The organism is Clostridium sulfidigenes (genome assembly GCF_000732635.1).
Taxonomy (GTDB): Bacteria; Bacillota; Clostridia; order Clostridiales; family Clostridiaceae; genus Clostridium_J; species Clostridium_J sulfidigenes.
The window spans coordinates 29,105-52,978 of the sequence record NZ_JPMD01000020.1 but is presented as its reverse complement, the minus strand read 5'-3'; the positions used below and the strand labels follow the sequence as shown (position 1 = coordinate 52,978).

The 23,874-nt window shown below is 29.6% G+C and carries 23 protein-coding genes and 1 other annotated feature; of the genes, 13 read left to right on the top strand and 10 right to left on the bottom strand.

Going from position 1 to position 23,874, the window contains the following annotated elements:
- The first annotated feature begins 16 nt into the window (after positions 1-16).
- The 4 genes from IO99_RS08630 to IO99_RS08615 all read left to right on the top strand — a co-directional run bounded on the left by IO99_RS08630 (position 17) and on the right by IO99_RS08615 (position 2,381).
- Entirely contained in the window at positions 17-283 is a 267-nt protein-coding gene (locus tag IO99_RS08630) for an EscU/YscU/HrcU family type III secretion system export apparatus switch protein (RefSeq protein ID WP_035132461.1), read from the top strand.
- 41 nt (positions 284-324) lie between these two features.
- Positions 325-1,014 (top strand): metallophosphoesterase, encoded by a 690-nt coding sequence (locus IO99_RS08625; RefSeq protein WP_035132459.1) that lies wholly within the window; start codon positions 325-327, stop codon positions 1,012-1,014.
- A gap of 102 nt (positions 1,015-1,116) precedes the next feature.
- Complete coding sequence (gene yjbM, locus IO99_RS08620; protein WP_035132458.1) at positions 1,117-1,905, top strand: GTP diphosphokinase; 789 nt, start codon at positions 1,117-1,119, stop codon at positions 1,903-1,905.
- A gap of 65 nt (positions 1,906-1,970) precedes the next feature.
- Complete coding sequence (locus IO99_RS08615) at positions 1,971-2,381, top strand: carboxypeptidase-like regulatory domain-containing protein (protein ID WP_051824013.1); 411 nt, start codon at positions 1,971-1,973, stop codon at positions 2,379-2,381.
- 34 nt (positions 2,382-2,415) lie between these two features.
- On the opposite strand, the gene leuS is transcribed toward IO99_RS08615, so the two are convergent.
- The 5 genes from leuS to IO99_RS08590 all read right to left on the bottom strand — a co-directional run bounded on the left by leuS (position 2,416) and on the right by IO99_RS08590 (position 7,742).
- Positions 2,416-4,854, bottom strand: a complete 2,439-nt coding sequence (gene leuS, locus IO99_RS08610) for a leucine--tRNA ligase (RefSeq protein WP_035132456.1) — start codon at positions 4,852-4,854, stop codon at positions 2,416-2,418.
- A gap of 65 nt (positions 4,855-4,919) precedes the next feature.
- Positions 4,920-5,122 (bottom strand) — a binding site (T-box leader).
- Between the two features lie 67 nt (positions 5,123-5,189).
- Positions 5,190-5,696 carry a hypothetical protein gene (locus IO99_RS08605; protein ID WP_035132454.1) on the bottom strand — a complete coding sequence of 169 codons (507 nt, stop codon included), beginning with the start codon at positions 5,694-5,696 and terminating at the stop codon, positions 5,190-5,192.
- A gap of 12 nt (positions 5,697-5,708) precedes the next feature.
- Entirely contained in the window at positions 5,709-6,329 is a 621-nt protein-coding gene (locus IO99_RS08600; RefSeq protein WP_035132452.1) for a J domain-containing protein, read from the bottom strand.
- Positions 6,322-7,194 carry a DUF5685 family protein gene (locus IO99_RS08595; protein WP_035132450.1) on the bottom strand — a complete coding sequence of 291 codons (873 nt, stop codon included), beginning with the start codon at positions 7,192-7,194 and terminating at the stop codon, positions 6,322-6,324. Before IO99_RS08595 ends, IO99_RS08600 begins: the two co-directional genes overlap by 8 nt.
- Positions 7,194-7,742, bottom strand: coding sequence for a class IV adenylate cyclase (locus IO99_RS08590; RefSeq protein ID WP_035132448.1), 549 nt, complete (start codon positions 7,740-7,742; stop codon positions 7,194-7,196). Before IO99_RS08590 ends, IO99_RS08595 begins: the two co-directional genes overlap by 1 nt.
- A gap of 183 nt (positions 7,743-7,925) precedes the next feature.
- On the opposite strand from IO99_RS08590, the gene IO99_RS08585 reads away from it, so the two are divergent.
- Complete coding sequence (locus IO99_RS08585; protein ID WP_035132446.1) at positions 7,926-8,966, top strand: nucleoid-associated protein; 1,041 nt, start codon at positions 7,926-7,928, stop codon at positions 8,964-8,966.
- 45 nt (positions 8,967-9,011) lie between these two features.
- Here IO99_RS08585 and fba read toward each other — a convergent pair whose 3' ends face one another.
- From fba to IO99_RS08570, 3 genes are all read right to left on the bottom strand, one after another.
- Positions 9,012-9,959, bottom strand: a complete 948-nt coding sequence (fba, locus tag IO99_RS08580; protein WP_035132444.1) for a class II fructose-1,6-bisphosphate aldolase — start codon at positions 9,957-9,959, stop codon at positions 9,012-9,014.
- 113 nt (positions 9,960-10,072) lie between these two features.
- Positions 10,073-10,453, bottom strand: coding sequence for a DUF4363 family protein (locus tag IO99_RS08575; RefSeq protein WP_035132442.1), 381 nt, complete (start codon positions 10,451-10,453; stop codon positions 10,073-10,075).
- Positions 10,454-10,470: 17 nt separating this feature from the next.
- On the bottom strand, positions 10,471-11,181 hold the full coding sequence (locus tag IO99_RS08570) for a DUF421 domain-containing protein (protein WP_035132440.1): 711 nt from the start codon (positions 11,179-11,181) through the stop codon (positions 10,471-10,473).
- 226 nt (positions 11,182-11,407) lie between these two features.
- Here IO99_RS08570 and IO99_RS08565 point away from each other — a divergent pair, with 226 nt between their 5' ends.
- The 4 genes from IO99_RS08565 (at position 11,408) to cax (ending at position 16,119) form a co-directional block, all read left to right on the top strand.
- Complete coding sequence (locus IO99_RS08565) at positions 11,408-13,063, top strand: nucleoside kinase (protein ID WP_035132438.1); 1,656 nt, start codon at positions 11,408-11,410, stop codon at positions 13,061-13,063.
- 288 nt (positions 13,064-13,351) lie between these two features.
- Entirely contained in the window at positions 13,352-14,032 is a 681-nt protein-coding gene (gene sdaAB / locus IO99_RS08560) for an L-serine ammonia-lyase, iron-sulfur-dependent subunit beta (protein ID WP_035132436.1), read from the top strand.
- Between the two features lie 5 nt (positions 14,033-14,037).
- Positions 14,038-14,916, top strand: coding sequence for an L-serine ammonia-lyase, iron-sulfur-dependent, subunit alpha (gene sdaAA, locus IO99_RS08555; protein WP_035132434.1), 879 nt, complete (start codon positions 14,038-14,040; stop codon positions 14,914-14,916).
- Positions 14,917-15,033: 117 nt separating this feature from the next.
- A complete protein-coding gene (gene cax, locus IO99_RS08550) occupies positions 15,034-16,119 on the top strand; it encodes a calcium/proton exchanger (RefSeq protein ID WP_035132432.1) in 1,086 nt (361 codons plus the stop codon).
- Positions 16,120-16,181: 62 nt separating this feature from the next.
- Here cax and pssA read toward each other — a convergent pair whose 3' ends face one another.
- Positions 16,182-16,694 carry a CDP-diacylglycerol--serine O-phosphatidyltransferase gene (gene pssA, locus IO99_RS08545; RefSeq protein WP_035132430.1) on the bottom strand — a complete coding sequence of 171 codons (513 nt, stop codon included), beginning with the start codon at positions 16,692-16,694 and terminating at the stop codon, positions 16,182-16,184.
- A gap of 238 nt (positions 16,695-16,932) precedes the next feature.
- On the opposite strand from pssA, the gene IO99_RS08540 reads away from it, so the two are divergent.
- Complete coding sequence (locus IO99_RS08540) at positions 16,933-17,820, top strand: YegS/Rv2252/BmrU family lipid kinase (protein ID WP_035132428.1); 888 nt, start codon at positions 16,933-16,935, stop codon at positions 17,818-17,820.
- A 65-nt stretch (positions 17,821-17,885) separates the two neighbouring features.
- Positions 17,886-18,548 (top strand): hypothetical protein, encoded by a 663-nt coding sequence (locus tag IO99_RS08535; protein WP_035132426.1) that lies wholly within the window; start codon positions 17,886-17,888, stop codon positions 18,546-18,548.
- A gap of 81 nt (positions 18,549-18,629) precedes the next feature.
- Here IO99_RS08535 and IO99_RS08530 read toward each other — a convergent pair whose 3' ends face one another.
- Entirely contained in the window at positions 18,630-20,561 is a 1,932-nt protein-coding gene (locus IO99_RS08530; RefSeq protein WP_035132424.1) for a YgiQ family radical SAM protein, read from the bottom strand.
- Positions 20,562-21,048: 487 nt separating this feature from the next.
- Here IO99_RS08530 and IO99_RS08525 point away from each other — a divergent pair, with 487 nt between their 5' ends.
- The gene (locus tag IO99_RS08525; RefSeq protein ID WP_035132423.1) at positions 21,049-22,311 is read left to right on the top strand and encodes a magnesium transporter MgtE N-terminal domain-containing protein; all 1,263 of its coding nucleotides are present in this window, start codon (positions 21,049-21,051) and stop codon (positions 22,309-22,311) included.
- Positions 22,312-22,451: 140 nt separating this feature from the next.
- Positions 22,452-23,801: a VanW family protein gene (locus IO99_RS08520; RefSeq protein WP_035132422.1), complete on the top strand. Its 1,350-nt coding sequence runs from the start codon at positions 22,452-22,454 to the stop codon at positions 23,799-23,801.
- The last annotated feature ends 73 nt before the right edge of the window (positions 23,802-23,874 follow it).

Here is a 23,874-nt window from a genome sequence, read left to right as displayed (position 1 = left end):
CTAGGAGTGTGCTTATATGGAAGATAGAAAGAGAAAAAAAGCAGCAGCTTTAAAATATGAATATGGGCAGAATGCTCCAAAGGTTACAGCAGCAGGTATGGGTAATGTAGCTGATAAAATCCTTGAAGAAGCAGAAAAAAGTGATGTACCTATTGTATATAATGAAGAACTTTCAGATATGCTTACTAAAGTGGATATAGATAGTGAAATTCCTTATGAGCTTTATGATGTAGTGGCAAAGGTTATAGCCTATGTTATGGAGATAGATAATAAGTACAAATAAATTTAAATAAAAAGATTATGAAATAGATAGTAGGTGGTTAAGTGGCATTATATGCAATTTCAGATCTTCATCTAGCCTCCACAGGAGAAAAGCCTATGGATATATTTGGGGAAAAATGGAGCAATCATGATGAAAAAATAAAAGAAAATTGGATTAGAGTTGTGAAAGATGAAGATACAGTATTAGTAGCAGGAGATATTTCATGGTCTATGAATATGGAAAATGGCAAGGCTGATTTAGAATTTATAAATAATCTTCCGGGGAGAAAAATATTTGTTAGGGGAAACCATGACTATTGGTGGACTGGAATTACTAAGCTTAATTCTATGTTTCAGAGGATGGAGTTTATCCAAAATAATTTTTTCGTATATGAGGATTATGCTATATGTGGAAGTCGGGGATGGATTTTAAAGAATAATCCCAAATTTAATTCTCACAATAAAAAAATCTATGATAGAGAACTTATAAGATTAAGATTTTCCATAGATGCAGCAATAAAAAGTGGTTTTAAAAAAATAATATGTATGATTCATTATCCACCTATATTTCCTAATATGCAGGAAAATGAATTTTTAGAAATGTTTAAGGAATATAAAGTGGATAAGGTAATCTATGGACATCTTCATGGTGGAGGACTTTTAAATATTTTTGAAGGAGAAAAAGATGGGGTTGAATATATTTTAACATCCTGTGATTATATAGATTTTACTCCTATTAAGATTTTAGATTAATAAAAAATTCAATAAAAGTCATATAAAATACCATAAAAAATACCATTATATGATATAATTAAATACGGATTAATAGAATTGGTTAGTAAAGGAATGACATATATGGCAGTTATTGAGTGGAAGAGTTTTTTAATTCCATACGACCAAGCAGTAGAGGAATTAAAAGTAAAGTTTAGAAGTATAAGAAGAGAATTAAGAAAGAAAAATGAATACTCACCTATTGAATTTGTAACGGGTAGGGTTAAAGAGGTTTCCAGTATACTAGAGAAAGCTAATAAATTTGATATACCTTTAGATAGAATCCAGTATGAAATGGAAGATATTGCTGGACTGAGAATCATGTGCCAATTTGTAGATGATATAGATAAAGTAGTAAATATAATACGTGAAAGAAAAGACATGCATATAATTTATGAAAAAGATTATGTTACTAATGTAAAATCTAGTGGTTATAGAAGTTACCATATGATTATAAAGTATCCAGTAAATATGGCATCTGGAATGTGTGAAGTGCTTGCTGAATTTCAAATAAGAACTTTGGCAATGAACTTCTGGGCTACAGTGGAACATTCTTTAAATTATAAATATAAGCATGCTATACCAATAGACATTAAAGGAAAGCTTAAAAGTGCAGCAGATGCAGCCTTTAACTTAGATACAGAAATGTTAGCAATAAAAGATGAAATAAAGGATGCTCAAAAGCTATTTGAGGTAAAATCTTCTTTAGTAAGTAATATAGTGGAAAATATATTAACTATATCTTCCCTAGGGAAAACTGGAGAAGCATCAAGGTTTACAGAAGAGCTTAATAAGTTATTAGAAGTAGGAGATGTATTTGAACTTACAAGCCTATTAGAAGAAACTAAAAAGGTTCTTGAAAGGTACAAATAATTCATTGGTACAAAAGTTTTATATTCCTCATATGATGATATAAGCAATATTTCATGAGGTATAAAATGAGTGAGCAATTAATTAAATTTCAATCAACTACTTATGGAGATAAGTATGTAGATGCTAAGGTTGAAACTGGTGATGATAACAGAGGTGTTATCTATGGTAGAGTAATTGATAAAAATAATAAACCAATTAGTGATGCAGTAGTAAAGTTAATCATACTTGAAGATCCAAATGACCCATTAAGTATACTACCTATAACCCATACTTTTACAGATGAATATGGTCAATTTTTATTTGGTCCATTACCACCAAATAAGACATATCTAATAAAAATATGGCATGATGATATTTATGTTAGGCCAGTTACCATAAAAGATAAAGAAGCAAGACATAGTTGCATAACCATAAGAGAAGGTAAAAATTCTGATAATGATGAAAGAAAATTACCGATAAATCATAGTGAAAAATAAAACAGAGGAGATTTTCCTCTGTTTTTTAATTAGGTTAATTAGCTACTATATTTACAAGTCTACCTTTAATAACTATAACTTTTCTTACAGTTTTTCCTTCAAGGTTAGATTTTATCGTTTCATCATTTAAAGATGCTTCTTTTATTTCATCCTCAGAAGAAGAAGTTGCAACATTTATTTTTGCTTTAATCTTACCATTAATTTGAATAGCGATTTCTACTTCATCTTTAACTAAAGCAGCTGGATTAAATTCTGGCCATTTTTCATTAAATACTGAGTAACCCATTCCAAGGTTTTCCCATTGTTCTTCACTGAAGTGAGGAGCAAAAGGAGCTAAAAGCTTAATATAATCAACTAATACTTCTTTTAAGAAATCAGTATTTTTAACAGCTTCATTTAGATATTTATTAAGAGCATTGGTAAGCTCCATAAGTCTTGCAATGGCAGTGTTAAATTGAAGCTTTTCAGCATCTTCACTAACACCTCTAATTGCAAAGTGTCTCCAATAGTTAAGTTCTTTTTCAGGTGCTTCCATAGAATCTTTAGTAGCTTTATTACAGTTGATTTCTGAAATTGATGTATCAAGAGTTCTTTCAATTCTATCTACAAATCTACCGATAGATTTTAGTCCATCATCACTCCAAGCACCGCCATCAGTGTATCCAAATCCAAACATTAGGTACATTCTAAATACATCAGAACCATATTCTTTAATGTAGTCATCAGGAGATATTGTATTTCCTTTAGATTTACTCATTTTTTGTCCATCAGGTCCTAGGATTAAGCCTTGGTGAGTTAATGATAGGAATGGTTCATCAAAGTTTAGAAGACCCATATCTCTAAGAGCCTTAGTGATAAATCTTGCATATAGAAGGTGCATACAAGCATGTTCAGGACCGCCTACATATTTATCTACTGGAAGCATCTTATTTATTATTTCACTATCAAAAGCTTTGTCACTATTTTTATTATCTGCATATCTTAGATAATAGAAAGATGAGCATACAAAGGTATCTAAAGTATCTGCATCACGGTGTGCAGCACCTCCACACTTAGGACAAGTTACATTTATGAAGTCTTCAGATTTTGCAAGAGGAGATTTTCCGTCTGGTGCAAATTCTACGTTGTATGGCAGTTCTACAGGCAATTGAGCTTCTGGCACTGGAACAGTTCCACACTTGTCACAGTGAATCATTGGAATTGGAGCACCCCAGTATCTTTGTCTAGAAACTAGCCAGTCACGTAGTCTGTAGTTAACTTGTTTTTTACCAAGACCCATTTTTTCAAGATCTGCTACTACTGCATCCTTAGCTTCTTCTCCCTTAAGCCCATCAAACTTTCCACTATTCATCATTGGACCATATTCAGTGAATGGGAGAGTATCTCCACCTTCTATAACTCTTTCTATAGGAAGATTATATTTTTGTGCAAAAGTATAGTCACGATCATCATGAGCTGGAACCGCCATTACTGCACCTGTACCATAGGTATTAAGTACATAGTCTCCAACCCAGATTGGAATAACACGGTTGTTTATTGGGTTTATAGCATAGGATCCGGTGAATACTCCTGTTTTTTCTCTAGATATAGATTGTCTTTCTATATCAGTTTGCTTTGCGGATGCTTCTTTATAAGCTTCAACAGCAACTTTATTTTCTTCTGTAGTAAGCTTTTCAACTAATTCATTTTCAGGAGCAAGAACAACGTAACTAACTCCAAATAAAGTATCAACTCTTGTAGTAAATGTACTGAATTCAATATTAGAATCCTTAACTTTGAAAGTTACCTCAGAACCAGTTGATCTACCAATCCAGTGTTTTTGCATAGATTTAGTTTTTTCTGGCCAATCAAGATCATCAAGTTTTTCTAAAAGCTCATCTGCATAATCTGTGATTTTAAGGAACCATTGAGTTAAGTTTTTCTTTGTTACTTCACTTTCACATCTTTCACAATGACCTTCTACAACTTGCTCATTTGCAAGCACTGTGTTACAGCTAGGGCACCAGTTTACTGGAGCATTCTTTCTGTAAGCAAGATCTTTTTCATATAATTTTAGGAATAACCATTGAGTCCATTTATAATAATCTGGTCTACAAGTAACAACTTCATTTTCCCAGTTGAACATTGCTCCCATTGCTTTAAGTTGTTTTTCCATAGTTTCAATGTTTTTATCTGTGGAATCTTTAGGATGTATTCCAGTTTTAATTGCATAGTTTTCTGCTGGAAGACCAAAAGCATCAAAGCCCATTGGTTGGAATACGTTATATCCTTGCATTCTCTTCATTCTAGCCCATGAATCTACAGGTCCGTAGTTAAACCAGTGTCCTGCATGTAATTGGCTTCCTGATGGGTATGAGAACATTTCAAGGACGTATAATTTTTTATCCATATTGTTTTCATCGAATTTATATAGGTTTGTTTTTTCCCATTTTTCCTGCCATTTTTTATCTATAGCAGTTCCATATCTAGCCATAGTAATCCTCCTTGTTTGATAAACATCAAATATTATTTTAAATAAAAAAAGTCTTCATCTCTTATGAAAGAGACGAAAACTATAATTCCGCGGTACCACTCTATTTAGACCATAAAGGTCTCCCTTGATAATATAACGGTTAAATCCGTACTTGCTTTTAACAAGTAAGCTCCCAGGCAAGTTCATATAAGCTTATTACTACATTACACCAAGCTGTAGCTCTCTTTAAATAAGTAATTATATTACTACTCCTCATCACTGCAATAAATAATTAAGTTTTTAAAAATTATACATTAAGAGTGAAGTATATGTCAAGGTATTTAAATATTATGTCCTTATATTTTAAATTTTTTAGTTCTCACACTATTTATGAATACTGTAAGAACATAGTCAAATATAAAGAAGGATACATTTCCACCTATAAACATAATTATTAAAGGATATCGTAGTTCAATAGTAGGCATAAATAATTGTTTATATAAAAGAAATGATATAAGGGTTATCACATTAAAATAGACTAGTTTTAATATGATTTCTATAGGTGTATTTCTTTTTTGCTCTATAAAAAATTTTACTATGCCATAGGGACCAAAGATTAGCACATAAAAAAGACAAAGAGTTTTGTCTGGAATTATGAAATAAGCTAATACAGAGGAGCCTATATATACTAATAAAGTAGTTTTCATATCAGCAATAAGTATTCCCAGGGGAATAAGTGCTGAAGCTAAGCCTAATAAAAATAAAGTGTTAAAGGTAATAAAATTAGCGGCATACAAGATAATAAGAGTAAAAGCAATAAGCATACCGCCCTTTGCCATATTCGAAGCCTTATTTTCTTTCATAGTAACCTCCTTTTAACAACAACTAATACAATCTCCACCCATACATTCACAACAAGTATCTAACATCCAAATATTTAAGCAAGTACTGCACATATCATTAGAACTATTTCTTTGACCATAATAGGTACTTCTATAGTTATTTTGTGTATGATTTAATTGATTAAGCATTTGTCTATATTCAAAGTTATTAGGATCCATTCTACAAGCTGTATTTATTAAATTATTTGCGCTGTCATACCAACCTTTTCTAAGATGTACAACTCCCATTAAAAAGTTCCATTCAGCAGTTCTATTAGTCATTGCATTAAGTTTTGCTTCTGCGCCGCCTATATTTCCTCTATTAATATCCATTCTAACAGATTGAAGATTAGGATCATTGTAGCTGTTAGAACTTCCACCATAGCTTGAAGAAGGATTTCCATAGCTAGAAGATCCATTACTAGTATTACCTTTTTTACTCAATACGTCATAAGCTTCGTTTATCTCTCTAAGTTTTTCTTCTGCTAAATCTTTTAGCGGGTTGTTAACATACTTGTCTGGATGATATTGTTTTACTAGCTCTCTATAAGCTTTTTTGATTTCATCTTGAGAGGCATTTTCTTTAACTCCAAGTACTTCATAAGGATTATTCATGTTTCTTGTCACTCCTTGATTTTATAGTTTCTATTTTATTCATAAGTCCTAGTTGTAATATATTAAATAGTAAATCTTTATTTTTATTTATAGGAAGTTTATCTAAAGCTTCAACGGTGGTATTTGCACTCATTAATAGGTTAAATTCAATTCTATTACCTTGATTAATAATTAACTCTTCATAGGATAGGTTTTCAGTATTAAAGGCTTTATTGATAGCGTTAAATTTATGCTTTTCCATATCTTCCTTTAAATCATCAAAGGCATCTATTATATAAATCCATCTCCCTAGATTATATCCTAAATTATATAGTTCATTATAAAAGTTCTCATCTTTATAATAGTAAGATACTATAAAAGCTGTTAAAGATGCAAAAGGGTCACTGAGTTCATCAATAGATATGATTTCTCCGGATTTCTCAAGGAAGCTTAACTTCTTTATATTTTCTTCTATATTAACTAAAATTGGAGATAAGTCCTCTTTAGATTTATTTATAAATTTTTTTATGTACATGGAAATAAACTTTTTACTTAGAGAATTATCATCATTATAATCATCTAATAATTTGTAGTATACTAGAGACACGTTACAAAAGCCAGCATAATCTAAAGCTCTATTATCTATAACCTTAGGCCTTTTTTTCATAGGATGAGCTATACATTTAGTAACTACATACTTATGTTTACTGTATTCTAAACTATCCAAAAGTATACCTAAAAAAGTCATGTCATAATTTAAAGTCATTCTGCATAAATTAGAAAAATTATTTTTTATAGATATACATAACCCACAATAGTAAGCTTTGAACATTTCATAGTCTTTAATTTTTAATTCCATTTTATAGGGTGTTACATAACCAAACATTATACTCCTTTTACTGATCCTTCTCCATTTAATATTTCAAAGATTGTTTTAGAGGTGGTATCCTCCATAGTATATCCAAGTAAAGCTACAATTTCTTTTATTTCTTCCTCATCCGTTGATTCTATTTCTAAATAAGGAAAGGGACAAAAGCTCTTATCATTTATATCAATTTCAATAAGAGAATTCTTATATTTATAACTTTCTCTATGTTTTTTTATTGATTCTACTAGTTCAAGACCAAGGGAGGTGAAGATTTGACTTCCAATGGTGCTATTGTCTATAACAATTTCATTTTCTTCCATAACCTTATACTTTTCTTGGCTTAGAAGTTTTTTTGTAGTCATATAATTTATTATTATATTATTTAAATTATCTTCCACTATTCTAATTCTAGCATAACCTTTTTTACTTAGCAGTCTTCTATCAGGAAAATCATAGAGGTTATTAACTTGATTTTCATCCTTAACTTTTTCACAGCCTAGACTGTTAAGTTTAGATTTTATTTCATCTACATCTATCTTTAAGATTCTTGTTTCCATTTCTTCCAAGGATAGCACCCCTTTTTCTTTAATGATGACATTATACCTTATGTTTAAGATTATAACAAATTTTATTGATATTGTTAAAAAAAAATATATAATTATTCTTATACTGTTAAAAATCTATAGTAGACATACTAGAATAGTAAATATACATAAAGATATGTATACTAAAATTTATGGAGGTAAGTGATGGAGTATATAAATGAAATTAATATAAATGAAGCTATTATTCATATTTTAGATAACAATTCCGATGAGCCAGTTTTAAATGAGTATCCCTTAGAATTAACAGAAGAGGTGTATACTTTTATTTTTAAACACATTCAAAGATGTTTAAAGGATGAGGAACTTAAATATGCTATTTTTAATAAGGAGAGAAATATTGTAAAGGAAGTATGTCAAGAATATTTGAATGGAGAAAATAATCTAACCAATGTATCTAAGGAGTTAGCTAGTCAGATGTTTATCTTGATGAGATCAAAGGGGAGCATACCTTCCTGTGATTTGCTTACTGTATCCTTTACCACAGAGTATGGAGCATTTATAGGTATATTTAAGATGGACTATATTAAAAATTATATGCACAATGTAGAGTTTGTAGATGGAAAGATTGGAATAGATATAATACCTCAATTTACAGGACTGCCTTCAAGTAGTTCAAGGATACAAAAGTGTGCATTTATTAAGGTTATGGCTAGTGATAATCCCTATGATTTATTAGTAATTGATAAGCAAAGTAAAAGCAATAAAGAAAATAAAGAATATGGAGCTAATTATTTTATAGATAATTATTTAGGCTGTACTATAGTAGAAAATGAAAGAGATAAGACAAAGAAGTTTTTGAAAGTAGCAGAAAAATGGACTCAAAATGCCCTTAGTGAAAATGCAGAAGGACAAGAAACAGTACGTAGAGAAGTTAAGAAGAGGCTCAGAGAAGAAGATTCTATAGACTTGAATAATTTTGCAGAAGAAGTTTTTAAAGAAAATCAGTCTCTAAAAGAGAACTTTAGAACCTTTGCAATTGAAAGTGGAGTAAGTGAAACTGTAGATTTAGATAAGCAGTGGGTAGAAAAGAAATTGAAGAGAGTTAGGCTAAAAATAGATAAAGATATAGATTTATATATATCAGAAGAAGCTTATAATGATATTAATAGATTCGAAATTGAAAGAGTCGGGGATGGTAGTATTAATATGAAAATAAAACATATTATCAATTATACTGAAAAGTAGACAGAATAAAAAAACATGGAATAAAAGTTCCATGTTTTTTTTATCTTATTTCATTGAGTCTATTGAACCTAAAACCGTTGTAATTTTATCTTCTACTAATTGTTGAAGATTAGTTCTTGCTACTCCAAGATATTTTCTTGGGTCAAACTCACTTGGTTTATCTGCAAATACTTTTCTACAAGAACCTGTAACACAAAGTCTTAGGTCTGTATCCATGTTAATTTTGCAAACAGCCATAGATGAAGCTTTTCTTAGCATTTCTACAGGTACTCCCTTAGCACCTTTTATGTCTCCACCATTTTCATTACACATTTCAACATATTTTGGATCTACAGCAGAAGCACCGTGAAGAACTATTGGATATTTTTCAAAACCAACTTCTTCTAATTTTCTTGTTATTGTTTCAAGTCTTTCAAAGTCAAGTTTAGCTTCGCCTTTAAATTTGTATGCACCGTGGCTTGTTCCAATAGCTATTGCTAATGAATCAACACCAGTTCTCTTAACAAAGTCAACTGCTTGGTCTGGATCAGTGTAAGTAGCATCTTTAGCAGATACATTTACATCATCTTCAACTCCAGCAAGTTTACCTAGTTCAGCTTCTACCACAACTCCATGAGCATGAGCATATTCTACAACTTCTTTTGTAAGTCTTACGTTTTCTTCATAATCATAGTGAGAACCATCAAACATAACAGAGGTAAATCCATTGTCTATACACTCTTTACAAAGTTCAAAAGAATCGCCGTGGTCTAGGTGAAGAGCTACATCAACTCCACTTTCTTCAACAGCAGCAAGTACCATATGTCTTAAATAAGCTGGTCTCATATATTTTATAGCTCCACTAGAGCATTGAAGTATTACAGCAGAGTTTTGAGCTTTAGCTCCATCTACAATTCCCTGAATTATCTCCATATTGTTAATATTAAAAGCTCCTATAGCATATTTGCCTTCAAAAGCCTTTTTAAACATTTCTTTAGTAGTTACTAATGCCATAACATTATTCCACCCTTCTATTTATAAGATTAAGTCCATAATTTTATTATAGTTCAATCTTTAGTTAAATGCTATATAGAAAACCACATTTTGAAATCGTAACCAAAAACTTATCAAAAAATATTTCCTATTGATATAGATTCTAATTCTTTTACTTGGTTAATTAGAGTTTTTACCACATGAATAGATGAAAGAGCTTCATCTTTATTTTTGCATTTAGAATATTGACTAAGCTTTATAACTTCACTATAAATGTTATCAAAGTCTGTATGATTTAAAAATAAAGTTAAGTTTGCCACGTGTCCTTCATAGATGTTTAACAATTCAAAAGACAACATATAGCTTTCATCCCAATTATTATTTACTATGTTTTCTTCTATTTCTGATGAAACATCTAAAAGCTTATCACAAGTTAATACTATATATTTACTGGCAAAAAAAAGAATGAATATCATTAGAAAGAAGATGATGCATGTTGTTATCATGTTTTTCATTGTATAGGAACTCCTCCTTAACTCTCTTTTTCATTAGTACTAGCATTAGTAGTATGATTTTTAAGTTGAAAGTAGAATTTTTGGTTATTTGAATAAACTATTGCAATGAGCACATCTTTATAGCTTTTAATATTATTTTTAGCTAGTTTTTCTTCTAACCAATAATTATCTTTTTTAATAGACTTAAGATTGGCCTTGTTTATAACACCATCTAATATTACGGGAATGGGAAGAGGCTCATCTTCTATTTTTATATTAAAATCTTCCCTTGTAGGTGGTTCATAGTCTTTGTAAGGAACAATAGATAGAGAACCATCAGTTTCTAAAATTGCATAATGTATTTCTTGTAAATTAAAATAACCATTTTGTCTAAGCTCACCTAAAAGGTCATCAAGATTATATCTAACTTGCTTTAATTCCTTCACATTTACTAGTCCGTCTTTTATAAGTATACTAGGTTGACCGTTTAGAATAGAGCGAATGTGTTCACTTTTAAGTTCTAAAAAGGAAGTCATTACTTGAAGAAAAACTAAAGTAGTTATAGGAACTATAGCATATATTAGCGGAATTCGGTTATCACCCATAGGGAGAGTTGCAAGTTCAGAAATCATTAGTGCAACTACAAAATCTACAGGTTCTAACTGTCCAAGCTGTCTTTTACCCATAACTCGCATAATGAAAATTAAATAAACATATAGTATAACTGTTCTAATTATAAGTATAAACATAAATATCACCTATATTTCTAATATAATGCTAAATATAGTATGCACAGAATATAATAAATTATTTGTGGTTTGTTGGTTTCATATTTACAATTATGTAATATAATAAGTAATACAAATATATAATATAATTTAAGTTTAAATTTTATTAGGATTATGATTTTATTAGTTAATTAAGGGATAAGGAAATAATATATGATAACTAAATAATTATAATAGAGGTGAGGGTATGGATAAAATCAAGATAAGAATAGAAGAAAGAATCATAGAAGTTCATAGAGGAATAACGTGTTATAATTTGATAAAAAGATATGGCCATGACAATAAAGTACCTATAGTTTTGGTTAAAGCGGACGGTAAACTTAGGGAGTTATCAACTGTTCTTGAGAAGGATTGTGATATAGAGTTTGTTGATATTACAGATAAACAAGGAATGATGTGCTATATAAGAAGTTTACAATTTGTTTTAATAAAAGCTACCAAGGATTTATTTCCAGATAGTAAAATAACCATAGAACATTCTTTAAGTAAAGGATTATTTGGTGAAATATATAAAGACATACATCTAAGCATAGATGATGTATATGCCATAAAAAAGAGAATGCTTGAGATAGTAGATGCTAACATGGAAATTGAAAAGAAAAATTATAGTAAGGAAGATGCTATAGATTTATTTAGAGAAGCTGGCATGGATGATAAGGTTAGTGTTTTTAAAAATGTAAATGAGAGCAGTATAATAATTTATAAGTTGGGTGAAGAAATTGGTTATTTTTATGGACCAATGATACCTAATACAGATATACTAAAATGTTTTGATTTAATTTACTATGATCCAGGGTTTATTCTAAGATTTCCAACTCAAGAAGAGCCAACCCAAATTCCACGATTTGAAAAACATAGGAAGTTAGCAAAGATATTTTATGAAGCTGAGAAATGGGGAGATATACTAAATATAGCCCATGTAGGTGCTTTAAATGATGAGATAGAACATGGTGATATTGTGACTTTAGTACGAGTTGCAGAAGCTTTGCACGAAAAGAAAATAGCTAATATTGCTGATAAAATAAAGAAAAATCGTGATATAAAGCTAATATTAATAGCTGGACCATCATCTTCAGGAAAAACCACATTTTGTAAGAGGTTGGGAATTCAAATGAGAGTTAATGGATTAATTCCAGTACCAATATCATTAGATGACTATTTTATAGATAGAGAGCTTACTCCAAAGGATGAATTTGGAGAATATGATTTTGAAAGTATAACTGCATTGGATTTAGAGTTATTTAATGAACAACTAAAAATGCTTTTAAATGGAGAAGAAGTTGAGCTTCCAACCTTTAATTTTATAACGGGTAAAAGAGAGTGGTTAGGAAATAAAGTGAAGCTTCCAGATAGGGGAGTAATAGTAATTGAGGGAATACATGGCTTAAATGAAGTCCTAACAGCTTCAATTCCTCATAATCATAAATTTAAAGTATATATTAGTCCATTAACTCAAATAAATATGGATGCTCACAATAGAATAGCAACAACGGATGTAAGGATGATTAGAAGAATAGTTAGAGATTATTTGTCAAGAGGATATGATGTAGAATATACACTGAAAATGTGGTCTTCTATAAGACGAGGAGAAGATAAGAATATATTTCCGTATCAAGAAGATGCAGATGTAATGTTTAATTCAGCACTTATATATGAGTTAGCAGTTTTAAAGAAATATGCATTAGAAGAGCTATATAAAGTGAAACCAGAAAGTTCAGTCTACAATGAAGCAAGAAGGCTTATAGAATTTTTACATTTTTTTAAAGAAGTAGATAAGGAGGTTGTTCCAACAAATTCTTTAATTACAGAATTTATAGGGGGAAGTTGTTTTTATCAATATTAAATTTAAAATGAATATTAATTAAATAGAGCTAGGTAATAATGGTATACAAAAAAACACTATTACCGAGCTCTATTTATATCGAAAAAAAATATATATTGTCAATAAGTTTTATGGTATAAATATTATAGATATATTTTTACATAATTCTTATTTAAAAGTTACATATTTTTAATCTTTAACTAATGGTATTATATAAAATGGATATACTAAGTAATAACTATTAGTTCAGGAGTCAATGAAATAATAAATTTTAGTATATTCTATAGTGGTATTTTATAGGAGGAAATTATGAAAAGTTATAGCGTGTTTGACATTCTTGGTCCTATAATGATTGGACCTTCAAGCTCACATACAGCAGGAGCTGCAAGACTTGCAAAATTAGCTGCAAAGATTGCAGAAGATGATGTTAGGGAAGTTAAATTTTTACTTCATGGCTCCTTTGGAAAAACTTATAAAGGACATGGTACAGATAGGGCACTAGTAGCAGGAATCCTAGGTATGGATCCCTGGGATTATAGATTAAAAGAGTCTTTTACTATAGCAGAAGAAAGAGGAGTAAAATTTACCTTTGAAGAAACGGATCTAGGTGATGTACATCCTAATACAGTTAAATTTGTAATGAAGGATTCTAAAGGAATAGAAACCACTGTTACAGGTTCATCCATAGGAGGAGGAAATATAGTTATATTTGAATTAGATGGACAAAGCATCCATTTTACAGGAGAATATCCAACTATTATAATTACTCATCTCGATGTACCAGGAATGATATATAATGTTAGCAATCTTTTATTTAATGAAAATATAAATATAGCTTCAATGAATGTATATAGAAAAGCTAAGGGATTAGAAGCTTCAACGGTGGTTGAAACTGATGGGATAGTGAATCATCATGTGGTAGATAAAATAAGAAAGATAGAAAATGTGAAAAATGTAGAGGAAATATTACCACCAATGAAAGGAGAGTAGCTTTAATGTTTTTATCAAAGGCAACAGAAATAATTGAATTATGTAATAAAGAGAACATAACCATTGCAGAATATACTATAAGAGAGGAACTGGAATCTTCAGAAACTTCTAGGGAAAAATTAATTGAAATGATGAGAGAAAATCTAAAAGTTATGAAGTCTGCAACTCAAGAAGCTATGGATAAAGAGATTATATCTATAAGCGGTCTTATAGGTGGTGATGCAACTAAGATTAGAAAGTACTTCCAAGAAAAAGAAACCTTATGTGGTAATTTTATAGTTAAAGCTATGGCAAGAGCATTATCTTGTTCTGAGGTTAATGCAGCCATGGGAAGAATAGTAGCAGCACCTACTGCAGGGAGCTGTGGTATTATACCTGCAGCTATTATTACAGCAGGGGAGAAATTAAATAAAACTGATGATGAAATGATAACTGCTTTATTTACAGCTTCGGGGGTTGGGATTTTAATTGCTAAAAATGCAACTCTAGCAGGTGCTGAAGGTGGATGTCAAGCAGAATGTGGTAGTGCAGCTGCTATGGCTGCAGCTGCCATTGTAGAAATGATGGGAGGAACTCCTAAAATGGCCTTTGATGCAGGGGCTATGGTAATAAAAAATGTGGAAGGCTTAGTTTGTGATCCAATAGCGGGATTAGTTGAGATACCATGCGCTAAAAGAAATGTAGCAGGAGCGGTAAGTGCCCTTACCATGGCAGACGTGGCAATGGCAGGTGTTGAGAGTAAGATTCCTTTTGATGATACAGTCATATCTATGTACAAAATAGGAAGAGCCTTGCCTAGTGAATTAAGAGAAACTGCCTTAGGTGGTCTTGCAGTAACTCCATGTGGTCAAAAGTTAAAAGAAAAAGTATTTTCTAATAAATAAAAAACTAAAATAAAGTATTTCATTACAGTTACACCTTTAGCAAAAATATAGGTGTAACTGTTTCTTTATGAAATGAATAGAGTAAATATATATCTATGTTATATTGTGGAGGAAAATATGAAAGACTTTAAGAAAAAAGATTTTATTGGAAAAGAAGAAGTAGTAACATTAACCATAGTATTAATCTCTATTATACTGCTTTTTATAAATATAGATTCTAACATAATTAATGTTATAATGTATTCATTAGTAATGATCCCTTTAGCCATTTTATTAGGAAGAGGAACTTCAAAAATATCAGATTATATAGGTGAAAAAAGAGGCGGCCTGATTTCAGCTACAGCAGGTAATGTGCCAGAACTTATGATGGGGCTTTGGTCTATAAAGTATGGTATGATTTCCATGGCAAAGGCAGGGCTCTTAGGGGCTGTTATTACAAATATGCTACTTGGGTTAGGAATTGCAGTGTTTTGTGGTGGTATAAAATATAGGGAACAAAAATTTAATAAAATAATTGCACGTACAAATTTAAATATGTTATTTTTAGTTATGTTTACTATAATAATTATATCCGCTTTAAATAGATACTCTATTGTTGATAATGGTAGTTTTCAAAAAATAAGTTTAATCATAGGTGTTGTATTGATATGCGTATATATATTAGGGCTAATATTTTCCTTATATACCCATAGTAATTTATTTATATTAGATGAAAAAAAAATGTTACCTAAGAATGGTGATAAGAACGACACTAGAAAAGTATTTGGGTTAATTATTATTGTAACTATACTTTTATATTTTATAAGTGAAAGATTAGTTGGTGGTGTAAATGCCATTGTTGAAGAATATAAAATTTCACAAGAATTTTTAGGAATAATATTGATTCCACTTTTAGGCTCCTTTGGTGAAAATGCATCAAGCATAGTATGTGCTTTAGAAAATAAAATAGATGCTAGTCTAGAAACTGCCATAGGTTCTAGTATACAAATTACTATGTTTGTGATTCCTATATTAGTTATTTGCTCTTCCTTTATGGGGTTCCAAGTAAACCTACTGTTTTCAACTTTTCAAATAGTAACCATGTCTATAGCTATGGGAATGTCTTATTTTGTGTTTCAAGATGGTAAGACCTATTGGTTTGAAGGGGCGTTACTTATAGCAGTATATTTAGTGGTTACTCTTTCATACTATTATGTGGTTTAGAATATATTCATGAGTAATATTAAAAGCGACTATTTTTAATAGTCGCTTTTAATATTACTATTTTATTTTTTCTTAATTTGAAAATGACTAACCATAAGGTATGAAAGCAATGTCATAAATACCATTGGAATTATTGATGGTATGGGTCTTACCGTAGAAAAAATCTCAAGTACAGCTAGTAAACTACCAGCTATAGTTATAGGTATGCCAGTAAAAACATTATTAAAATCTGTACAATTATATCTAGCTAAACGAAAAGCTCCTGCCACAGGGAATAATACTAATAAAATTTTACCTAAAAGTCCAAAATTACTAAATCCATATAGGGAAAAGGCTAAAATTGATGGAGCTACACCAAAGGAAACTAAGTCCGCTAGAGAATCAAGTTCTTTTCCCAGTTCACTATGAGTGTTTAAAAAACGTGCTACAGTACCATCGTATCTATCAAGGATTCCTCCTAATAAGATTAAAATTCCAGCTGTAGTAAAATCATTATTTATAGTAAATTGTATTGATAAAACTCCACAAATTAAGTTACCCAAAGTCATAGAATTTGGGATAATAGATTTATTCACACTATCACCTCTATTTTATTATATACATTTTGGTTACCATTGTAAAATATATATGCAGTGAAAGTAAAAATTAATTGTTAAATATAAAAAAGTATGAATAAATTTTTAAATTTGAAAAAAGGTTTTTAAAATGGTAATATGATATAGATTAAGGTAAATAAAGTATTATATATAATTATAAATAATATTCATGGGCATAATTAAGTTATATTGTTTATAAATGATATAGGAGGAAATTATGAAAAGAGTTAAATTTATTTATAATCCTTACTCGGGAGAAAATTCAATAATAAACAACATAGATAAGGTAATCAAAATTCATCAACAGTATGGATATACTATAGAACCTTTTAGAATTAGTCATGATTCTGATATTAGAGATGCGCTCATTGAAATAGATGAAAGCTATAAGTATATACTAATAGCAGGTGGAGATGGGACTATTGATTCAGTAATAAATAAGATGAAGCAAAATAACGTGGATATTCCTGTAGGTTTTTTACCAGTAGGTACAGCTAATGATTTTGCTAAATACTTAGGAGTTCCTAGTGATATATCTGCTGCTTGTAAGCAAATTTTAGATGGGAAAGTCAAGCGTTTTGATCTTGGTAGAATAAATGATAAATACTTTGTAAATGTGGCTAGTGCAGGACTGTTTACAGATATATCTCAAAAAACTGATAATAGTCTTAAAAACACAATGGGAAAGCTAGCTTATTATGTAAAAGCTGCAGAAGAGGTTAAAAATCTAAAAAAAATAGATGTTAAGATTACTTCTCCAGTAGTAAATTTTGAAGGTAAAATATATACTATACTAGTATTTAATGGTCAAACAGCAGGAAATATTAAATTTGCAGATTACTCAGAAGCAGATGATGGATTATTAGATGTGGTTGTTATAAAAAAGGAAATTTTGAAAAATGCTTTTAATAATTTAATTATTATGATGAAAAAGGGTCAAGTTGCTGATATGGATGGAATACTTTATTTTAAATGTAAAGAGCTAACCATAGATTGTGATGAGAATATAGCTACAGATATTGATGGAGAAAAAGGCCCTGATTTTCCACTTGAAATCACCTGCGAACGTAGGTCTATTAAAATAATAGGATACAAAGAGGAGTAATGTTTTCATAAAACATATAAAAAAGTAATATATATAAATATAATTATTATTTTGGAGTGTGGATATTGAATATTTATATATATTTGTTTTTAATTTTAGCCATGATATTTTTGAGTTATGAGTCTATAACCTCAAGCATAAGGTATTGCCCTGTTAAAATAAAAGAAGTACTTACCATATCTTTTATCCTGATTATATTAAGAATAGTTAGCTTGCTAGTGCTTCTTCTAGCAGATAATATGAAAAGTGTATACTTAATGAAGAATTTAGTGTTTTTAAACATTATATATATTCCTATAATTATATATACTTGTTTATATATTTTTTATAGAAATACAAGGATGGATATAAAATGGTTTTATGGAATTTTTATTATAGGCATAGTTATTTATTTGATATGTATGTTTAAAGTGCCTATGGAGTATTATATATCATTATCCTATGGATATAATGTTATACTAAGTAATCTGTCACCATATAAAATATTATTGTGTATTAATGGATTATCGTTTTTTATGGGGATAAAAAGCTTTAGGTATAAGCATAGTGTAAAGTGGGGTGCAGCATTAATTGGTATAGCATCTCTAGTATTTGTAGGAACCACTGCAATAACATTACAAAGCAGTGAGAATATAGGTTATTTGCTGGTAGGTGATTTATCATGGATGTTAGTACTTTATGGAAGCATTAGAACTTTTAAACAGAGAATAGTTAAAGGCATAAGATAGATATAAAATAAAAGGCTATTTGAGATTTATGTTCAATTAAAATCTTAAATAGCCTTTATCAGTTAGATGAATGTTAATAAGTTATTTTCTATAAGAAGTTTTCTTAGATCTTTTATTTGGGGTAGTATTTTTAGATGATTTTTTTAAATTAGTGTTCTTTACATTACTTTTTTCCTTATTATTAGGAGTTTGAGAAGACTTTCTTTTTATAATAGGATTAGTTGGAATTAGACAATTCTTACCGTTACCTATTAAATCTTCTCTATGACAACTAGTTAAAGCTGATTTAACTAGATTGTGATTTTCAGGGTTCCCAAATTGTAAAAGAGCTCTTTGCATATTTTTTTCCTTTTGACTTTTGGTTACATAAACTTTTTTATTAGTAAAAGGATTTATACCAGTATAATATATGGTAGTTGATAAACTACCTGGTGTAGGATAAAAGTCTTGAACTTGTTCTGGCATATGTCCCATGGATTTTATATATTGTCCTAGCTCTATGGCAGCATTTAAATCACTACCAGGATGACTAGACATAAGATAGGGTACCACAAACTGTTTCTTTCCTAATTTTTTATTAATGGCATGATATTTTGTTATAAACTTCTCGTAAACATCTTTAGAAGGTTTACCCATTTCACAAAGTACTTTATCACTTATATGTTCAGGAGCTACTTTTAGTTGACCACTTATATGGTGTTCACATAGTTCATTAAAAAATTTTGGATTTTTATCGTATATTAGGTAATCATATCTGATACCAGAACGAATAAAAACTTTTTTTACCTTAGGTAAGGTTCTAACTTTTTTTAGAAGACTTAAATATTCAGTATGATCTACTATTAAGTTTTTACAAGGTGTAGGAAACATACACTGCCTATCCTTACAAACTCCATATTCTATTTGTTTTTTGCAAGCCCTCTGTCTAAAATTAGCTGTTGGACCACCAATATCATGTATATATCCTTTAAAATCTTTATCTTCAGTTAAAAGTTTAGCTTCCGATACTATAGAATCTTGACTCCTATTTTGAATAACTCTACCTTGATGGTAAGTTAGAGCACAAAAGGAACAACTTCCATAACAACCTCTATGACTAGTTATAGAAAACTTAACTTCTTTAAGAGCGGGTATACCACCAGCTTCTTCATAAATAGGATGATAAGTTCTAGTATAAGGTAAATTATAAACCCTATCCATTTCCCTAGTACTTAAAGGTTTTTGAGGTGGATTCTGAACTACAAATCTATCACCATAAGGCTCTACTAAGGGCTTACCCCATACGGAGTCTTGTTCTCTAGAAGAAAGAAAATAGCTGTTAGCATAAGCTTTTTTATCAGAAGTAATTTCGTCAAATGAATGCAACAATATATAGTCTTTAATGTTATCTAATTTATTGGTCACGTAGGAAGTTCCTCTAACTGAAGTAATATGATTAATTGGTTTTCCATATCTTAATAAATTGGCAATTTCAACTATAGGTTTTTCACCCATACCATATATTAAAAGATCGGCCTTGGAATCAAGAATTATACTTTTTCTAATTTTATCATCCCAATAGTCATAGTGGGCAAATCTTCTAAGACTAGCTTCTATACCACCAATAATTATAGGTGTATTTTTATATGCTTCTCTAGCTCTGTTTGAATACACTATAACAGCTCTATTTGGTCTATAACCACCCTTACCACCAGGAGAATAAAGATCATCATGTCTTTTCTTTTTAGCAACAGTATAGTGGTTTACCATAGAATCTATATTTCCGGAGTTTATAAGAAATCCATATTTAGGTTCACCAAGTTTTTTAAAGTCGTCACAAGAGTCCCAACTAGGTTGAGCTATAATTCCCACAGAAAAACCTTCACTTTCCAAAAGTCTTCCAATTATAGCAGTTCCGAAGGATGGATGATCTATATATGCATCTCCAGTAATTATTATAAAATCAAGTTGAGAAATATGATTTTTTTTCATATCTTCTCTAGAAATAGGTAAAAATTGTGTATTACTTTTCATAGGTTTTCTTATATAAGCTTACTTCGAGTAATTAAATTCTTAAAGAGAATACTAATGACAATATTAATTTCAATAATATCAGCAAGTTTATAATAAGATACCTCCTTTCTCGCACTAATTTGTACATTAAACTATATTATCATAATAAGAGACAAATATGAATAGGACTATCATAGGAAAATTTTATATAAAAGTTAGATTAACTTAGAATAAGATAGTAAATTGAATAAAAATAGAGAAAAGTCATGATATTAAATAAATATGAAGAAATTCAACCAAATTTGAATAATATAGTTACAAAATTAAAGATGTAGACTATAATAAGTAATATAAATATATTTAATTAGGTGGTGAGAAATTAATGGACGGTGGGCCTTTGTTGTGTAAGGACTGTGATGACATTTATAAATCGAATAGAAATAGAGGAGTACTGTTTATTAAGTTATAGACACTTATATACATATTCCTCTATTGAAGGAGGAATAACATGGATAGACTATCAGAATTTTATCTAAGTAGTATTTTAAACAGATGGGTTTATGATGAATTAAATTATTGTATAGGAAAGTTAGAAGATATTTATGTAACTACAGATTATGGATATCCAAGGGCTATTGGATACAAGATTAAAAATGGAAGAGAAATTGAAAACTTTGAATTTAGAAATATTGATGTGTATAAAGAAAATGGTAAATTCATTATAAAGGTTGTACAAGTTAAAGATATAATTCCAAGGAAATATTCATATCTTTTATCTCAACATTTATTAGATAAAGATATAGTAGATGTAAATGGTAAAAAAATAGTTAGAGTTGTTGATTTGAAAATGGTTAAAAGAAATGGCTATTTAACTGTGGTTGGAGTAGAGTCGGGTACTTTAGCAATTGCTAGAAAAATGAAAATTGAGAATCCAATAAAGCATGTATATGCCCTATTTAATAAAGAGCCAAAAGAAAATCTAATAAGTTGGGAGAGTGTTCAATCTTTAGAGATGGTAGATTCTTCTTTAAAGCTAACAACTCCATACAATAAGTTAAGTAAGTTACATCCAGCAGATATTGCTAAAATTCTTGAAGATTTATCATTAGAAGACAGAGTTAAAGTAATAGATGGACTAGATATAGATTTAGCTTCAGATACATTAGAAGAAGTTGACCATGATATGGTAAAGGATATTTTAAAAAATTTGAGTGAAGATAAGGCAAGGAAAATATTGGATATTATGCCCAATGATGAAATTGCTAATATGCTAGATGATATGGATGAAGAAACTACCAATCGTGTATTAGTGAATTTAGATGATGATGATGAAAATGAAATTAGAGATCTTATGAAATATGAGGATGAAGTAGTTGGTAATATAATGAATACTGATTTTATATCCTTTAATATAGATATAACTGTAAAAGAAACCATTAATATACTAAAAGAGCTTAGACCAGATGAAGAAATAGCTCATTATATATATATTGTTGACAAAGAAGAAAGGCTACAAGGAGCTGTTCCTCTAATTGATTTAGTGATATCTGATTCAGATGCTAAACTAAAGTCAATGATGAATACACAACCATTTAAAGTGGTGGACACAGATGAAATCGATGTTGCTATAGCTATAGCTGTAAAGTATGACTTATACTCTGTACCTGTTGTGGATGAAGAAGATAGGCTATGTGGGATTGCGGTGATGGGAGATATTATAGATGAAATTTTATCTCCAAGCTGGAAGCGAAGAATAAAAAGAATGTCATAGTACAATATAATATATCTTAAATAATTTTAATAGGCACTTGGATTAAGGATTTAATCTAAGTGCCTATTTTTGAAAATTTATAACTACATATTATAATGACTTACTTAGACTCATATATTTTATATATGGAGGTGAATGGTTTGAAAAAAAAGTTTATGAGAATAACTTTCCTATTACTAACAATGTTGTTTATTGTTAGTTCTTTCATATTAATAAAGGTACAAACTATTATTAGAAATCATGAAAATCTAATATATAAAGGAATTAGTATTAATAAAATAGATGTTTCACTTTTAAGTAAAGAAGAAGCTATTTTTAAAGTAGATAAAGATATAACAGATATAAATGTAAATAGAAATGTAAAAGTTCAAATTGATGAAAAGAGTTATGAAATATCTTTTAGTGAACTAGGTGTTAGTGATAATGTAAAAGAGGTTGTTGATATGGCATTACTTTGGGGAAAGGAAGGTGGTTTTATAGGTAAATACAAAAATATTAAGAAAGGTATAGACAGGGAGTTTTATACGGAAACAAGTCTAAAGGCTGATAGTTTTAACAAGTTTTTAAAGGTTATAGAAAAAGAACAAAATAAGTCACCAGTAAATGCAACAGTAGACCATGATTGGAGTGGATTTCTTATAACTCCTCATGAAATAGGTAGAAAGATAAATGGAGATGCATTAAATAAAAGTATTATAGAAGCTATAGATAATAGTGTGGATGATGGTGATATTATTGTAAATGCGGATTTTAATAAGGTGTTTCCTAAGATTATGGAAGATGACTTAAAAAGTATAAATACTAAGATAGCATCCTATACAACTAGTTTTATAAATTCTAGTTTTGGAAGGTGTAGGAATATTGAAATGGCAGCTAAGTATATAGATAATACCATAATTATGCCAGGAGATGAATTTAGTTTCAATAAAGTTGTAGGAGCAACCACCCCGGGAAAAGGTTTTGAATATGCAAAGGTAATTAAAAACGGAGCTTTTATAGATGAAATTGGAGGAGGGGTATGTCAAGTTTCTTCAACTTTATATAATGCCGTACTAAAAAGCAATTTATATATAACGGAAAGAAAAAATCATAGTAAGATAATATCATATGTGCCCATGGGACAAGATGCCATGATAGCTTATGGAGCTTCAGATTTTAAGTTTAAAAATAATTATAGCTATCCTATTTTGCTTGAAGTTATTGTCAAAAACAAAGAAATAACTTTTAATATATTTTCTAATGAAGAAGAACGGGACCCCCATTATGAAATAAGAAGTGAAATTGAAAAGGAAATAAAGCCTAAAAAAGAAATTATTTATGATTATAGTTTAGAAGAGGGCAAAATGGTGATAGAAAAAAATGGTGTAAATGGATATATAGTAAATACCTATAGAATTAGATATGAAAATGGTAAAATAGTAGAAAAGATTTTAGTTGGTGAAAGTATATATGCTAGTAAAAATACTGTTGTTAGAATAGGAAAAGATTAAAATTATTACCCAGATATAGGCATAGAATGTCTATATCTGGGTAAAATTTTTAAAAAATTCAAAAAATTAAAAG

What these genes read in the sequence shown, in the direction of transcription:
- IO99_RS08630 (WP_035132461.1), top strand. Translation starts at nt 17, where the DNA reads ATGGAAGATAGAAAGAGAAAAAAAGCAGCAGCTTTAAAATATGAATAT.
- yjbM (WP_035132458.1), top strand. Translation starts at nt 1,117, where the DNA reads ATGGCAGTTATTGAGTGGAAGAGTTTTTTAATTCCATACGACCAAGCA.
- IO99_RS08615 (WP_051824013.1), top strand. Translation starts at nt 1,971, where the DNA reads ATGAGTGAGCAATTAATTAAATTTCAATCAACTACTTATGGAGATAAG.
- leuS (WP_035132456.1), bottom strand. Translation starts at nt 4,854, where the DNA reads ATGGCTAGATATGGAACTGCTATAGATAAAAAATGGCAGGAAAAATGG.
- IO99_RS08605 (WP_035132454.1), bottom strand. Translation starts at nt 5,696, where the DNA reads ATGAAAGAAAATAAGGCTTCGAATATGGCAAAGGGCGGTATGCTTATT.
- IO99_RS08600 (WP_035132452.1), bottom strand. Translation starts at nt 6,329, where the DNA reads ATGAATAATCCTTATGAAGTACTTGGAGTTAAAGAAAATGCCTCTCAA.
- IO99_RS08595 (WP_035132450.1), bottom strand. Translation starts at nt 7,194, where the DNA reads ATGTTTGGTTATGTAACACCCTATAAAATGGAATTAAAAATTAAAGAC.
- IO99_RS08585 (WP_035132446.1), top strand. Translation starts at nt 7,926, where the DNA reads ATGGAGTATATAAATGAAATTAATATAAATGAAGCTATTATTCATATT.
- fba (WP_035132444.1), bottom strand. Translation starts at nt 9,959, where the DNA reads ATGGCATTAGTAACTACTAAAGAAATGTTTAAAAAGGCTTTTGAAGGC.
- IO99_RS08575 (WP_035132442.1), bottom strand. Translation starts at nt 10,453, where the DNA reads ATGAAAAACATGATAACAACATGCATCATCTTCTTTCTAATGATATTC.
- IO99_RS08570 (WP_035132440.1), bottom strand. Translation starts at nt 11,181, where the DNA reads ATGTTTATACTTATAATTAGAACAGTTATACTATATGTTTATTTAATT.
- IO99_RS08565 (WP_035132438.1), top strand. Translation starts at nt 11,408, where the DNA reads ATGGATAAAATCAAGATAAGAATAGAAGAAAGAATCATAGAAGTTCAT.
- sdaAB (WP_035132436.1), top strand. Translation starts at nt 13,352, where the DNA reads ATGAAAAGTTATAGCGTGTTTGACATTCTTGGTCCTATAATGATTGGA.
- sdaAA (WP_035132434.1), top strand. Translation starts at nt 14,038, where the DNA reads ATGTTTTTATCAAAGGCAACAGAAATAATTGAATTATGTAATAAAGAG.
- cax (WP_035132432.1), top strand. Translation starts at nt 15,034, where the DNA reads ATGAAAGACTTTAAGAAAAAAGATTTTATTGGAAAAGAAGAAGTAGTA.
- IO99_RS08540 (WP_035132428.1), top strand. Translation starts at nt 16,933, where the DNA reads ATGAAAAGAGTTAAATTTATTTATAATCCTTACTCGGGAGAAAATTCA.
- IO99_RS08530 (WP_035132424.1), bottom strand. Translation starts at nt 20,561, where the DNA reads ATGAAAAGTAATACACAATTTTTACCTATTTCTAGAGAAGATATGAAA.
- IO99_RS08525 (WP_035132423.1), top strand. Translation starts at nt 21,049, where the DNA reads ATGGATAGACTATCAGAATTTTATCTAAGTAGTATTTTAAACAGATGG.